This is a genomic window from Hyphococcus sp. D3-15 (assembly GCF_055809375.1).
The window spans coordinates 3,789,736-3,803,472 of sequence record NZ_CM147910.1 but is presented as its reverse complement, the minus strand read 5'-3'; the positions used below and the strand labels follow the sequence as shown (position 1 = coordinate 3,803,472).

Here is a 13,737-nt window from a genome sequence, read left to right as displayed (position 1 = left end):
TGGCGAGCGCATATCGTGAATGATCTGAGCGCGAACGCCTCTTACCCCTCCGGCATGAATCTCTACATCGAGATTTTCGTCGCGGTGATGATCATGATTTTTTTCGTGGTCGGCTCGCTCGCAACGCTGCGAAAGCGCCATTGCGACATGTCCGCCTGGCATGTGCATTTGGGCGCGGCGATCTATGGCGCGATTTTCGGGCTGGTGATGGGCTTCGGGATTGTCCCGCTCAGAATGTATATGGTTCAGGGCGACATGCCGCCCCAGATCGCCGGCTATGCGGGCATCGCGATTCTCGCCCTGGTCATCGCGCTGCGGCGCGGGCTGATCGGGCGGTTGCCTTTTCTCGGGCCGCAGGTCAAAGCCTATCGCCGCGCCGCCCTGCGCCGTCAGATCGAGGGCGCGCAAAAACAACTTGATGCGATCCAACCCAAGACAGAAACGTAAATGCAAGTCCCCTCCGTCACCTGCGGCACCCATGGCAAACAGCCTCAGACCTTTGTCTGCGTGCACATCATCGAATCGATCAAAGAGGGCGAACCCAAGGGATTCTGGTGGTCGCGCGGCCCGGATGGCGTCTGGGATGCTGTCTGCACCGAGTGCAACGAGCTGTCTCAGGAGGCGTTTGAGGCGCTCGGACCAGAGAATATCGGCGTCATCTGCCTGGGGTGTTTTGAGGACGCGGCGGCCCTGAACGAGGTGGAGCTGGATTAGGGCCGGATTTGGACCGAATTCCGGGCGGCTTGCGACACCTCACCCCTTCCGTTTCGCGGCCAATCCGTTATGTCTCACCCCAATGGAATCAATACCGGCGGGCCTCATGCGGCCCCCGGCCGAGGAGATAAGCCATGGCGAGCCGCCGCCCTGCAAAAGACCAGCCTGCGTCCTTTCAATGGACGCCTGAAAATCAGTCCTGGTGCGACGCGCAGATCAAGAAATATCCGGAAGGCCGGCAGGCGTCCTGCGTGATCCCGTTTCTGTGGCGCGGCCAGAAGCAGGAAGGCTGGTGCTCGATCCCGATGATGGAGCTGATCGGACGCCAGCTCGATATGCCGTATATCCGCGTCTATGAGGTCGCGAGCTTCTACACCATGTTCAATCTCGCGCCGGTCGGCGAGTTCTTCGTCCAGCTTTGCGGCACGACGCCCTGCATGTTGCGCGGCTCGAATGAATTGCGTGATGTCTGCAAGCGCGTCATTGGCGATGAAAACCATGTCAGCGATGACGGCAAGCTTTCCTGGCTTGAAGTGGAATGCCTCGGCGCCTGCACCAACGCGCCGATGATCCAGATTTCCACCAAGGACGGCGATCATTATTATGAAGACCTGACGCCGGAAATTCTCGAAGACCTGCTGGCGAAACTGCGCCGCGGCGAGAAAGTCAAAATCGGCACCCAGCATCCGGGCCGTCACACCTCCGATCCCGAAGGCGACAACACGACATTGCTCGATCCCTCGCTCTATGACGGCTCGCGCGCTGCGCCGCTGAAAGAAATTCCGAATTCAGCGCCGAAAGCGCCGGCGGAGTAGGGCGCTATGGAAACGCCCGACGACATCAATCGGCGCGAAGCCATGAGGGGGCTGATGAATCTCGCCCTTCTGGAAGGCGCCGTGTTGATCGCAGTGGTCGGGATCTATTTTTACACCCAAAACCTGACGCATCTGATTGGCGGCGTGGTTGGGACTGCCATTATTTTTGGCCCGCTTTTTCTGCGCTGGTTTAACGCGCATGGCAAAGCGCTGAAGGCCAAACCGAACAGCGAAACAACATCGAACTGAGCGACAAGGTTTCAACATGATGCTCGAAGATAAAGACCGGATTTTCACGAACCTTTACGGCCTCCATGACTGGCGGCTGGAAGAGGCGAAAAAGCGCGGCGCCTGGAATGGCACGGCGGATCTGATCCGCATGGGTCCTGAATGGATTATCCAGCAGGTGAAAGATTCCGGCTTGCGCGGGCGCGGCGGCGCGGGCTTCCCCACGGGACTCAAATGGTCCTTCATGCCGAAGGAAGTGGGCGAGCGCCCGCACTACCTCGTAGTGAACGCGGACGAGTCCGAGCCCGGCACCTGTAAAGACCGTGAGATGATGCGCCATGATCCGCATCTCTTCATCGAGGGCTGCCTGATCGCGTCATTCGCGATGAAGGCGCATGCCTGTTACATCTATATTCGCGGCGAATATGTCGACGAGCGCAACAATCTTCAGGCGGCGATCGATGAAGCCTACGCCGCCGGCCTGCTCGGCAAGAACGCCGCCGGCTCCGGCTGGGATTTCGATTGCTATGTGCATCACGGCGCCGGCGCCTATATCTGCGGCGAGGAAACCGCGCTCCTGGAAAGCCTTGAAGGCAAGAAGGGCCAGCCGCGCCTGAAGCCGCCATTCCCGGCTGGCGCAGGGCTTTATGGCTGCCCGACCACGGTCAACAACGTGGAATCGATTGCGGTGGTGCCGACCATCCTGCGCCGCGGCGCCGACTGGTTCCAGAAATTCGGCCGTGACAACAACAAGGGCACGAAAGTCTTCTGCATATCCGGACACGTTAATCGTCCGTGCAATGTGGAAGAGGCGATGTCTATTCCGTTGCGCAAGCTGATCGACACCCATTGCGGCGGCGTGCGCGGCGGCTGGGACAATCTCAAAGCCGTGATCCCCGGCGGATCGTCCGTACCCTGCCTGCCGCAGAATATTTGCGACGACATGCTGATGGATTTTGACGCCTTGCGCGATGTGAAATCCGGCCTCGGCACGGCGGCGGTGATCGTCATGGACAAGTCCACCGACATTGTTCGCGCCATCGCCCGTATCAGCTATTTCTACAAGCATGAATCATGCGGTCAGTGCACGCCTTGCCGCGAAGGCACGGGCTGGATGTGGCGCGTTCTTGAACGCATGGCGATTGGCGATTCCACCACAGCGGAAATCGACAAGCTGATGGAAGTCTCTACGCAGATCGAGGGGCACACCATCTGTGCGCTTGGCGATGCGGCGGCCTGGCCGGTGCAGGGCTTGATCCGTCACTTCCGTCACGAGATCGAAGAGCGCATCAACCTTTATCGCAATGACCGCCCGCATGTGGCCGTCGCCGCGGCGGAATGAGCCGGCAAGTAGAGATCCGGCGCGCGACGCTTGATGATGCATCTGTGCTCGCCGAGTTCGGCGCTGCAACGTTCATCGATGCGTTCGGGCGTCTCTATAATCGCGAAGACCTCGACAGCTTTCTCTCGGACTATCATTCGCTCGCCTATTACGAAGATTTCATCGGCCATCCCGAAACGGAAGTCTGGGTCGCCGAAAGCGCCGATGGAGACGTGATCGGCTATGCGACGGCGGGGCCTTGCGGGCTGCCGGAACAGGACCTGCCGCCGCGTTCCGGCGAGCTGCAACGCATCTATCTGGCGCGCGCGGCGCAAGGTCTGGGGCTTGGAAAAGCCTTGATGGATACGGCTTTGGAATGGCTTGAAGACCGCTTTGATCACCTCTATGTGGGCGTCTATTCGGAGAATGAACGGGCCCAAAATCTCTACCGGAAATACGGTTTTGAGAAGGTCGCGGAGTACAAATTCATGGTCGGAAACCACGCCGATCATGAGTGGATCATGAAAAAAGGCGCCCAAAAGGCCTGAAAAGCTCGATTTTATAGGCCTAAATGCGCTTTTTAGAGTCTCACTCTCGCGCGAATCACACGCAATAATAAAAACACAGCAGGCGGAACCCCCGAGTTTTAGGCTGCTTTGAGCATTCAATGACTGACAAAGGATACTGACATGGCCGTAAAACGGAAAACTGCAAAAAAGGCCCCGGCGAAAAAAGCAGCCGCCAAAAAAGCCCCGGCGAAAAAAGCGCCTGCGAAAAAAGCCGCCGCCAAAAAAGCTCCGGCGAAAAAAGCGCCAGCTAAGAAAAAAGCTGCTGTGAAAAGACCGCTCCCCGATGTGTTGACAATCAAGCACCTCGCAGCGGAACTCGCAGAAGTTTATGAGATGCCGAAGAAACAGGCCGAGACTGTTGTCGCTGACCTGATCGACCGCATGGGCGGCTACCTCAAAAAAGGCAAGAAGCTCCGCATTGGCGGCCTCGGCATTTTCCAGGTTCGCCACCGCGCAGCACGCATGGGCCGCAACCCGGCGACCGGCGAAGCGATCAAAATCAAAGCGTCCAAGAAAGTCGCTTTCCGTCCGTCGAAAGACCTTAAAGAACGCGTTCTTTAAGCTTCGGCAGACACAGAGACCAAAGCGCCCGGCTTGCGTTGATTTCGCAGCCGGGCGTTTTTTATTGCCTTGCCCACATCATCAGTCTGCGGACAGTAACGCCTGGCAAGAGGGAACAGGTTAATCAGCCGCGTCCATAAACATGGGCGGCGCGCCATGGGGGCGCGGGGACGTTGCGCCGTTCGCCGACGCCATATTGAAAGCCGGTGAGTTGCGTCGCGGATATTTCCTCCAGAACGCACAGATACAGTTTCAGGCTAGCCGTTTCGCTGGTCTCCAGCATCAAGATGGCGTCCTCGCCGGTGGCGGCGGGCCGGGCCGGGTTCGTCCATACGACCTCGCCGGTGTAAAAACGCGGCGCCATTGCGTTGTCCGGTGCGTAAAAGCCGAACACCAGATCCGCGCCGGAAAATTGCGGCGCGCGCGGCCGGCGCTCGATGATTGAGCTGCGGTCGATGGTCCAGACGCCGGCCTCGCCAGCCGTTGCGCGATAAAGGGGGGCCGTCCCGTCATCTGGCGCTGCTGGCGGCTCGCCTTCGAATTCGGCGGTGTTTTCCGCAAACCCGCCGCCGGGGCTGACGCCCAGATAATCGGCGGCGCGCTGGGCTTCCTCGAATTTCAGTCGACGGTCGCCGCGCAGCATGCGGGACACGCCGGATTTGTCGATGTTCAGCGCGTCTGCGAGTCCGGATTTTGTTTTCGTCCGGTCGCGCGCCAAGGCATCGATAATCCAGTCAACTTCCCGTTGCATGGCGAGCAACATGAAAGGCAAGGGGTTGAATTGCGATGGACAAAATCGCAACAATTTGCTGCAAACGTTGACAAAATCGCAAATTTATCGAGTCAGGGTCGCAATTGTGAGCCAACGCGGTCGAGCCATGAGGGAGGCGATGAGGCGATGCAGAACGCAGACACGGACGCAAACAGGGACACCGACAACAGCGGGGCAAAGGACACTTATGACCGCCGGCTGGCGGCGCTTGGCGAAAAGGTGGACGCCCTCACGGCGCTGCTGGGCCAGATCGACGCGCGGCTTGGCGGCCTCCATGAAGAATGCCAGCGCGCCGCCAGCGCCGGCCAGCGCATGTTGCTGCGTCAGGAGGGGTTGGCGAAAAGCCTCGCCCGCCTCGAAGACCGCCTATACCGCGACTAGCGGGCGCAGTTTCGCGCAGGCGGGACAATCCGGCGCTTGTCATTGAAGAATTCCGCTTTATGCAGGGGCTGTTGCAAGCGGGAATCACCCCTTGCGCGGGTCCGAAAACGGGAAATCCAGCGATGTCTGACAAGCGGCTGATCAAGGTCAACAATCGGGAAGTCGAAGTCCCCTCCAATCTCACGCTGCTGCAGGCATGCGAAGAAGCGGGGGAGGAGATTCCGCGCTTTTGTTACCATGAGCGCCTTTCGGTCGCCGGCAATTGCCGCATGTGCCTGATTGAGGTGAAGGGCGGGCCGCCAAAGCCGGTCGCTTCCTGCGCCCAGAACGTCAAGGATTTGCGCCCCGGCCCGGACGGCGCGCCGCCGGAATTGTTCACCAATACGCCGATGGTGAAAAAAGCGCGTGAAGGAGTGATGGAGTTCCTCCTGATCAATCACCCGCTCGACTGCCCGATTTGCGACCAGGGCGGCGAATGCGATCTTCAGGATCAGGCCATGGCCTATGGCCGCGACGGTTCGCGCTATGCGGAAAACAAGCGCGCGGTCGAAGAAAAATATATGGGCCCGCTGATCAAGACGATCATGACCCGCTGCATTCAATGCACGCGTTGCGTCCGCTTCGCGACGGAGATTGCGGGCGTCGATGATCTCGGTCTTGTCAATCGCGGCGAGAATGCGGAAATCACCACCTATCTCGAAAAGGCGGTTGAGTCTGAACTGACCGGCAATTTGATCGATGTCTGCCCCGTGGGTGCGCTGACCTCGAAGCCATACGCCTTTAATGCGCGCCCGTGGGAGCTGCGCAAAACCGAATCGATCGACGCCATGGACGCCGTCGGCTCCAACATTCGCGTCGATGCGCGCGGCCGCGAAGTCCTGCGCATTCTGCCGCGCCTGCATGAAGGCGTGAATGAGGAATGGATCGCCGACAAGTCGCGCTTCGTCTGGGACGGGCTGAAGCGCCAGCGCCTCGACAAGCCGTATATCCGTAAAGACGGCAAGCTGGTTCCCGCTAGCTGGGACGAAGCCTTCACCGCCGTTTCGGAAAAATTAAACGCCACACCGAAAGAAAAAGTCGCGGCGCTGGCCGGCGATCTTGTTCCTGCTGAAGCGGTGAAAGCGCTGAAAGACCTGATGGCGGCGATTGGCTCGACCAATCTCGACTGCCGTCAGGATGGCGCGAAAATCGGAACCGGCGATCGCCGCAGCTATCTGTTCAATACGGGTATCGCCAATCTCGAACAGGCGGATGTGATTTTGCTTGTGGGAACCAATCCGCGCATCGAGGCGCCGATGGTCAATGCGCGCATTCGCAAAGCGTGGCTGGGCAATCTCAATGTGAAGGTCGGCCTGATCGGCGAACAAAAAGATCTGTCCTACGATTACGACTATCTTGGCGCAGGGCCAGAAACGCTGACTTCGCTGGCGAAAGGCGAGGGCGCGTTCTTTGAAACATTGAAAGCCGCGAAAAACCCGGTCGTCATTGTCGGCATGGGCGCGCTGATCCGCGAGGATGGCGCTGCGGTATTGAATGCGACGGCTAAACTTGCGGACGCTGTCGGCGCCATTCGCGGCGACTGGAACGGTTTCAACGTATTGCACACGGCTGCGGGCCGGGTCGGCGCGCTTGATCTCGGCTTTCTGCCGGGCGAGGGCGGCAAGAATTTCGCCGGCATCCTCGACGGCTGCGAGAATCGCGAAATCGACTTCGTTTATAATCTCGGCGCCGACGAATTCGATGCGCGCCGCCTCGCTGGCGCTTTTGTCGTCTATCAGGGCAGCCATGGCGACGCCGGCGCCCGCCATGCGGATGTGATTTTCCCGGCCGCCGCCTATACCGAACAGAGTGCGATTTTCGTCAATACCGAAGGCCGCGCGCAGATGGCCAATCGCGCCAGCTTCCCGCCGGGAGATGCACGCGAGGATTGGGCGATCATTCGCGCCTTGTCCGGGCGCATCGGCACGACCCTGCCATATGACGACATGTTCGCCCTGCGTCAGGCGATGATCGCGGACGCGCCGACCCTTGGCCGCATCGATCAGCTCGATGCTGCGGAAGAGCGCTTTGACGTCAACGCCGTCGGCGCAGCAGGCGCGCTCGATGCTGCACCCTTCGTTTCTGCTGTGGCCGATTACTATCTGACCAATCCAATCGCCCGTGCGTCGAAGACCATGGCGGAATGTTCCGCTGTCATGAGCGGCGCAGCGAAAATCGCGGCGGAATAAATGCTGCCGGCGAAGGACCGGACGCAGGACACGCTCGATCAGATCCGCGTCAATGTCGCCTTCGAGAACATGGTTGTGGCGGTGCTTGCGGGCGCCGGCGCGGGCGGGGTGATGACGCTCCTCGTGACGCTGGCGGGCGTGTTGGTTGCCGATTTTTCCTTTGCGGCGCTGCTGGCGGCAGTGCTCGGCGCCTTGCTCGTTTCATTCATGATTTTTCTGGTTGGTTTTTTCGCCAGCGTCGCGCTTGGCGCGCCGTTGTTCAAGCTGTTGGAAAAACGCAAGCAGCGCGCGCCATGGCCCTATCTCGTCGCCGCGCTCGCCATGGCGGTGGTGGCCACAATGGTGTCGGCGCGCGGCATTCCGGGTCCGGACGATTTGCATATCGAAACCCTGACCGCGATTTTTGCGCCGGCGGTCCTTATAGCATTCATCTTTGCGCGCAATATGAGGCCCCATTGGCGCGCCGCCGAACGCGCGGAACGCGAGGCGGCCAACCCGAACATCCTCCGCCTGCATTAGATTTGCGGGCTCTTCTCGACCAGTTGCGCAGGGCGCGCGACGAAGCGAGCTTCACCCGGCCCATGCAAGTTGCTACGCTCGTCGCAATTGATGGAGGCGTGTGATGAAGAAATTTCCGGCAATCGCCGCTGGCGCAATGGCGTTGGCAGTCGCGAGCGTTTCGCTTGCAGGCGAAAGGGAACTGGTGACGCAGGAATTCGGCCTTGCCGGATTTGACCGGATTTCGGTTGCGGGCGTCTACGAGATCGATGTGCAGGTTGGCGAAGATTATTCCATCCGCCTTTCCGGTCCCGACTATGAGATGGATCGCCTTGAAGTATCCGTGAAGGATGGGGCGCTCGTGCTCGATCAGCGCAAGCGGAAAAATGGCGAGAAGAAACACAACAACCGTCAGGGCATTGATGCGGTGATCACCATGCCGAGCTTGAGCGCGTTAAGCGTTTCCGGCGTCATTGACGGTACGATCACCGGCGTCGATTCCAAGGAATTCGAACTCGATATTTCCGGCGTTGGCGACATCTCGATTGATGGCGAATGCGCAACGCTGAAAGCGAACCTGTCCGGCGTTGGCGATCTTGACGCAAAGAAGCTCGAATGCGCTGCTGTTGACGTGAAAGTTTCCGGCGTCGGCGATGCGCGCGTATTCGCGAGGGATTCTGTGAACGCCCAAGTCTCCGGCATGGGCGACATTGACATATATGGTTCGCCCAAAGACGTTCGCAAGAACAAAGGCATGTTCGCTGACATCACGGTCCATTGAACCAGCCGCATCGAACGGAACAAACGCCGCGCAGAGAGTTGCGCGGCGTTTTGCTTTTTGGCGGGGCGAAACGAAATTCGACGGGGCGAGGGGCCTGCGCGTCTGGCGGCGTTCTAAGACTGTCATCCGGGTGCTATAGTCTGTGACGGGAATATGGGAGGCGAGACATGAGAATTTTTCTTGGCATTATCATCGGACTGGTCTTGGCGATTGGCATCGCTTTTGGCGCGGCGAAATACGCTTTTGGCGATCTCTCCAATGTGGGCGAGCGCGACAAGTCCAGGGACGTGACGCAAACGCTGGAACTGGCCGGGTTTGACCGGATCGATATTGGCGGCGTCTTTGAAGTGGATGTGACCGTGGGCGGCGAATTCTCAGTCGTCGTCACCGGCGCGGAGGATGCGATGGCGCGCCTCGACGCCGTAGTTGAGGACGGCGTTTTAAAGCTTGATCAGGACGAGATCAGTTTCGGCAAGCGCCCCTGGCGCAATCAGGGCATGAGCGCGGTTATTTCATTGCCGGCGCTAAACGGATTTGACCTTGCCGGCGTCGCCGATGGCGAGGTGAGCGGGATCGACTCCGAAGCATTTGAGGTCAATCTGGCCGGGGTGGGCGATCTCACCCTGGAGGGAAGCTGCGGCCGCCTCGACGCCCGGGTGTCCGGCGTTGGCGAACTCGACGCCGAAGGGCTTCAATGCCGCGACGTGGAAGTCGATGTTTCCGGCGTCGGGCAAGCCTCGGTCTATGCCAGCGAAACCGCCGACGCCTCGGTCGGCGGGATCGGTTCGATCGACATTTACGGCTCGCCGTCGCGGGTGGAGAAAAACACCAGCTTCATCTCCTCGATCTCGGTAAAATAGGCCGCAGAGGCCTCCTGGCGAAAAACCGGGCCAATTGCGACCGATTGGCCCCTTTTTCCCTCGTGACTAGCGGCGCGATCCCCGTTATGACGCGGGCCCATGGAAGCGATCTGGACCTATATCACCTCGCGACCGGCCGATGCAGGCTGGCTCGCATGGCTTATCCCTACAGTCATCCAAGCGCTCGCGCTGGTGGTGAGCCTGCTCGTGGCGCAGGCGTTCCTCATGTATTTCGACCGCAAGGTCTGGGCCGCCGTGCAGATGCGCAAGGGCCCCAATGTGGTCGGCCCGTTCGGATTGCTGCAATCCTTCGCCGACCTGCTCAAATTCGTTTTCAAGGAAATGGTCATCCCCGCGGGGGTCAACAAGGTCGTCTTCGTTTTGGCGCCGATCATCACCTTTGTGCTCGCGCTTGTCGGCTGGGCGGTGATTCCCGTCGGCCCCGGCATGGTGGGCGCCGACATCAATGTGGGCATCCTCTATCTCTTCGCGATTTCCTCCCTCGGCGTTTACGGCGTCATCATGGGCGGCTGGGCGTCGAACTCGAAATACGCCTTTCTGGGCTCCCTGCGCTCGGCGGCGCAGATGGTCTCTTACGAGGTCTCCATCGGCTTCGTGATCATCACCGTCCTGCTGCTGGTTGGATCGCTCAACCTTTCCGACATCGTTGAAAGCCAGGCCCGCGCGGGCGGCGGCTTCTGGAACTGGAACTTCATTCCGTTGTTCCCGATGTTCGTGGTGTTTTTCATCTCGGCGCTGGCGGAAACCAACCGTCCGCCCTTTGACCTGCCGGAAGCGGAGTCAGAACTCGTCGCCGGCTATCAGGTGGAATATTCCTCGACCCTGTTCTTGATGTTCATGATCGGCGAGCTCGCCAATATCGTGCTGATGTGCGCGATGTTGACCTTGCTGTTCTTTGGCGGCTGGCATTCGCCGATTCCCTGGGCGCCGCTTGAGACCGTGCCGGTCTTCTGGTTCTGCCTGAAAGTGCTGTTCTTCTTTTTCATGTTCGCAATGGTGAAGGCGATTGTGCCGCGCTACCGCTATGATCAGTTGATGCGCATTGGCTGGAAAATCTTTCTGCCGCTGTCGCTGGGCTGGGTATTGCTGGTGTCGGGCATCCTGATCATGTTCCCCGATGCGGTCGATTACCTGCAGAGCTGGAGAAACTAAATGGCCCGCATCGCACAGGCGCTGAAAGGCTTCATGCTCTGGGATTTCGTCAAGGCGTTCGGTCTGGCGATGAAATATTACGTGCAGCCCAAGCCGACCTTGAACTACCCGTTTGAAAAAGGCCCGCTGTCTCCGCGTTTTCGCGGCGAACATGCGCTGCGCCGCTATGCGAATGGCGAAGAGCGCTGCATCGCCTGCAAACTCTGCGAAGCGATTTGCCCGGCGCAGGCGATCACCATCGAGGCCGAGCCGCGTGACGATGGTTCGCGCCGCACGACGCGCTACGATATCGACATGACCAAATGCATCTATTGCGGTTTCTGTCAGGAAGCCTGTCCGGTGGATGCAATTGTCGAAGGGCCGAATTTCGAATTCGCCACTGAAACCCGCGAAGAGTTGTTCTATGACAAGGATCGCCTGCTTGCGAATGGCGATCGCTGGGAGCGCGAGATCGCGCGCAATCTCGAACTTGACGCGCCTTACCGTTAATTCCGGCGCCCTGTTGCGCCATTTCTTTTCCCGGATGGAGTTCTTGCGGTGACCGACAACGTTTCCGCGACAACGCCGGACTGGTCCCGCGAACGCCCTCGCGGGTTTTGGGATCCGAGCCGCAAGCTTTTGAAATCGGTCCGCGACTATCAGCGGATCGCCGCGCAAAAAGACCTGCTGTCAAAGATTCGCAAAGGGCTCATCGCTTTGCGCCACGGGTTCTGGTCGGTCGCGACCGCCGCAGATATTCCCTTGAAATGCGCCTTTATTGAAGGCGGCTTGATGATCCCGCATCCGACAGGCGTGGTCATACATCCGGACGCGGTCATCGGCCCCAATTGCCTGTTGATGCAGCAGGTGACGCTTGGGGTGACGCACCGTCCCGGCGCGCCGAAGCTTGGCGGGCATGTGGATATCGGCGCCGGCGCGCGGGTGCTGGGCGCCATTACGGTTGGCGATCATACGCGGATAGGCGCGAATGCGGTGGTGGTGAAAGACTTGCCCGACGGCGTGCTCGCGGTCGGGGTGCCGGCGGAAATCGTAAAATCCTGATTTTCGGGGCTTAATCCGGCGGCTGATTGGCGCGCAGCCCTGGTTGTGTTTTACTCGCTCCTGCAAAGCGGGGAGCCGGACAATGCCAAACACGTCCTGCCATTCAGGGAAAAACGGCCATTCAGGCCGGGCCGCCATTTTGGGGCCATTGGCCGTGTTCGGCCTTGCCGCTGGGATGCTTGGAGCCTGCGCCAGCGACGCCGGGTCGGAGGGGGCGGCTTCGGGGATGGCGACGCATGGGGACTTTAGCGCGTCGGCCGTGGGCCTTTCTTATGCGCGCGAGGCTTGCGCCTCCTGTCATGCGGTCGAATTGGGGGAAATGAAATCGCCCATGGCGTCAGCGCCGGCTTTTCAATCGCTCGCCGACCGCCCCGACATGTCGCGCCAGGCCCTGGGCGCGCTTTTGCTCTCACCACATCGCACCATGCCGGATCTGATCGTCGCGCCGGACCGGGTCGACGATCTGGCCGCCTATCTGGCCGCTCTTGGAAATGGCGAATAGGCGTTTCTGTGGCGTTCTGACGACCTTTGGCTGCAGGGAAGGGGGACGGCGTTTCCCCGCGCCAGCGTCAGTCCGTCGCGCATGCCGCAAGGTGCGGGCAAAACACCCGTTTTCTAACGGATTTTGCCGGGCTATCCCTTTGCAAAGTCGATCCAATGCCTCTAAAAGCGCGGCGAGTAGCGCCTGCCGCTTGAGTCGCCCGATTTTTGTGGGGTGTAAGCGAAGGGTGCGCCAGTCCCGTTAGCGCCGTCCGGCGTGATTTCTAAAGAGCTGTTTCTTCCGAGAAAACGCCGTCGTCCAAGAAAGCCCTGCGCGCCGAATTTTATGTCGATAGCTGCATTTGCATTTTACCTGTTCGCCTTCGCCGCCATCGCTTCCGGGCTGATGGTTGTTGCGTCGAAGAATCCGGTTCATTCGGTCCTGTTCCTGATTTCGGCGTTTATCGCCGCCGCCGGCCTGTTCGTGCTGATGGGCGCGGAATATCTCGCCATGGTGCTGGTGGTTGTTTATGTGGGCGCGGTCGCGGTGCTGTTCCTGTTCGTGGTGATGATGCTCGATGTCGATTTCGTCGAGATGAAGCAGGGGTTCCTGCAATATCTGCCGATCGGCGGCGCGCTGGCGGCGATTGTCGTGATCGAGCTGATCATGGTGGTGGCGGTGTGGGTGTTCCCGTCCGATTCCGAACTCGCCCGGGCGCATCCGTCACCGACAGCGGCGCAGACTGTGACCGATCCGAATGGGCCGACCAATATCGAGGCGCTGGGGCTCATCCTTTATACGGACTATGTCCATTATTTTCAGATCGCCGGCATGGTTCTGCTGGTTGCGATGATTGGCGCGATCATCCTCACCTTCCGCTCGCGCGAAGGCATCAAGACGCAAGACGTCGCCAAGCAGACTGGCCGTAAACGCGAAGAAGGCTTCGAGCTTGTGGACATCAAGCCCGGCCAGGGACTTTCGTAAGGGGCGCTTTAGGCATGGATATCGGGCTAGGTCATTATCTTTCCGTTGCGGCGATCCTGTTCGCCATCGGCATGGCGGGCATTTTCCTGAACCGGAAAAACATCATCGTCATCTTGATGTCGATCGAGTTGATGCTGCTCGCGGTGAATATCAATTTCGTCGCCTTTTCGCAGTTTCTGGGCGATCTGGTGGGCCAGGTGTTTGCGTTCATGGTGCTGACCGTGGCGGCGGCCGAAGCGGCTGTCGGGCTCGCTATTCTGGTGGCTTTCTTCCGCAATCGCGGCGACATCGCAGTCGATGACGCCAGCCTGATGAAAAACTAGGGGCGCG

Annotated in this window: 19 protein-coding genes; 18 read left to right on the top strand and 1 reads right to left on the bottom strand. The window is 59.6% G+C overall.

Features of this window, described 5'->3' with window-relative positions; translation table 11 throughout:
* The first annotated feature begins 15 nt into the window (after positions 1-15).
* The 7 genes from AC0L8G_RS18305 (at position 16) to AC0L8G_RS18275 (ending at position 4,208) form a co-directional block, all read left to right on the top strand.
* Positions 16-447, top strand: a complete 432-nt coding sequence (locus AC0L8G_RS18305; protein WP_473385589.1) for a hypothetical protein — start codon at positions 16-18, stop codon at positions 445-447.
* Positions 448-714 carry a hypothetical protein gene (locus tag AC0L8G_RS18300; RefSeq protein WP_473385588.1) on the top strand — a complete coding sequence of 89 codons (267 nt, stop codon included), beginning with the start codon at positions 448-450 and terminating at the stop codon, positions 712-714.
* Positions 715-848: 134 nt separating this feature from the next.
* Positions 849-1,529, top strand: coding sequence for an NADH-quinone oxidoreductase subunit NuoE (gene nuoE / locus AC0L8G_RS18295; RefSeq protein ID WP_473385587.1), 681 nt, complete (start codon positions 849-851; stop codon positions 1,527-1,529).
* Between the two features lie 6 nt (positions 1,530-1,535).
* On the top strand, positions 1,536-1,778 hold the full coding sequence (locus tag AC0L8G_RS18290) for a hypothetical protein (RefSeq protein ID WP_473385586.1): 243 nt from the start codon (positions 1,536-1,538) through the stop codon (positions 1,776-1,778).
* Positions 1,779-1,797: 19 nt separating this feature from the next.
* The gene (nuoF, locus tag AC0L8G_RS18285; RefSeq protein WP_473388909.1) at positions 1,798-3,099 is read left to right on the top strand and encodes an NADH-quinone oxidoreductase subunit NuoF; all 1,302 of its coding nucleotides are present in this window, start codon (positions 1,798-1,800) and stop codon (positions 3,097-3,099) included.
* Positions 3,096-3,626 (top strand): GNAT family N-acetyltransferase, encoded by a 531-nt coding sequence (locus AC0L8G_RS18280; RefSeq protein ID WP_473385585.1) that lies wholly within the window; start codon positions 3,096-3,098, stop codon positions 3,624-3,626. The genes nuoF and AC0L8G_RS18280 overlap by 4 nt, the downstream gene beginning before the upstream one ends.
* Before the next feature lie 285 nt (positions 3,627-3,911).
* Positions 3,912-4,208, top strand: a complete 297-nt coding sequence (locus AC0L8G_RS18275; RefSeq protein ID WP_473388908.1) for an HU family DNA-binding protein — start codon at positions 3,912-3,914, stop codon at positions 4,206-4,208.
* A 124-nt stretch (positions 4,209-4,332) separates the two neighbouring features.
* On the opposite strand, the gene AC0L8G_RS18270 is transcribed toward AC0L8G_RS18275, so the two are convergent.
* Positions 4,333-4,959, bottom strand: a complete 627-nt coding sequence (locus AC0L8G_RS18270) for a helix-turn-helix domain-containing protein (protein ID WP_473385584.1) — start codon at positions 4,957-4,959, stop codon at positions 4,333-4,335.
* Positions 4,960-5,106: 147 nt separating this feature from the next.
* On the opposite strand from AC0L8G_RS18270, the gene AC0L8G_RS18265 reads away from it, so the two are divergent.
* The 11 genes from AC0L8G_RS18265 to nuoK all read left to right on the top strand — a co-directional run bounded on the left by AC0L8G_RS18265 (position 5,107) and on the right by nuoK (position 13,730).
* Positions 5,107-5,361, top strand: coding sequence for a hypothetical protein (locus AC0L8G_RS18265; RefSeq protein ID WP_473385583.1), 255 nt, complete (start codon positions 5,107-5,109; stop codon positions 5,359-5,361).
* A gap of 122 nt (positions 5,362-5,483) precedes the next feature.
* Positions 5,484-7,589: an NADH-quinone oxidoreductase subunit NuoG gene (nuoG, locus tag AC0L8G_RS18260; RefSeq protein ID WP_473385582.1), complete on the top strand. Its 2,106-nt coding sequence runs from the start codon at positions 5,484-5,486 to the stop codon at positions 7,587-7,589.
* Positions 7,590-8,108: a hypothetical protein gene (locus AC0L8G_RS18255; RefSeq protein ID WP_473385581.1), complete on the top strand. Its 519-nt coding sequence runs from the start codon at positions 7,590-7,592 to the stop codon at positions 8,106-8,108. It abuts the gene before it with no gap.
* A 103-nt stretch (positions 8,109-8,211) separates the two neighbouring features.
* Positions 8,212-8,868, top strand: a complete 657-nt coding sequence (locus tag AC0L8G_RS18250) for a head GIN domain-containing protein (RefSeq protein ID WP_473385580.1) — start codon at positions 8,212-8,214, stop codon at positions 8,866-8,868.
* A gap of 167 nt (positions 8,869-9,035) precedes the next feature.
* A complete protein-coding gene (locus AC0L8G_RS18245; protein ID WP_473385579.1) occupies positions 9,036-9,728 on the top strand; it encodes a head GIN domain-containing protein in 693 nt (230 codons plus the stop codon).
* Between the two features lie 99 nt (positions 9,729-9,827).
* Positions 9,828-10,901, top strand: a complete 1,074-nt coding sequence (gene nuoH / locus AC0L8G_RS18240) for an NADH-quinone oxidoreductase subunit NuoH (protein ID WP_473385578.1) — start codon at positions 9,828-9,830, stop codon at positions 10,899-10,901.
* Positions 10,902-11,390 (top strand): NADH-quinone oxidoreductase subunit NuoI, encoded by a 489-nt coding sequence (nuoI, locus tag AC0L8G_RS18235; RefSeq protein ID WP_473385577.1) that lies wholly within the window; start codon positions 10,902-10,904, stop codon positions 11,388-11,390.
* A 48-nt stretch (positions 11,391-11,438) separates the two neighbouring features.
* A complete protein-coding gene (locus tag AC0L8G_RS18230; protein WP_473385576.1) occupies positions 11,439-11,942 on the top strand; it encodes a serine O-acetyltransferase in 504 nt (167 codons plus the stop codon).
* A gap of 331 nt (positions 11,943-12,273) precedes the next feature.
* On the top strand, positions 12,274-12,444 hold the full coding sequence (locus AC0L8G_RS18225; protein ID WP_473385575.1) for a hypothetical protein: 171 nt from the start codon (positions 12,274-12,276) through the stop codon (positions 12,442-12,444).
* Positions 12,445-12,768: 324 nt separating this feature from the next.
* Complete coding sequence (locus AC0L8G_RS18220; RefSeq protein WP_473385574.1) at positions 12,769-13,407, top strand: NADH-quinone oxidoreductase subunit J; 639 nt, start codon at positions 12,769-12,771, stop codon at positions 13,405-13,407.
* A gap of 14 nt (positions 13,408-13,421) precedes the next feature.
* The gene (gene nuoK / locus AC0L8G_RS18215; protein ID WP_473385573.1) at positions 13,422-13,730 is read left to right on the top strand and encodes an NADH-quinone oxidoreductase subunit NuoK; all 309 of its coding nucleotides are present in this window, start codon (positions 13,422-13,424) and stop codon (positions 13,728-13,730) included.
* Positions 13,731-13,737 lie beyond the last annotated feature (7 nt).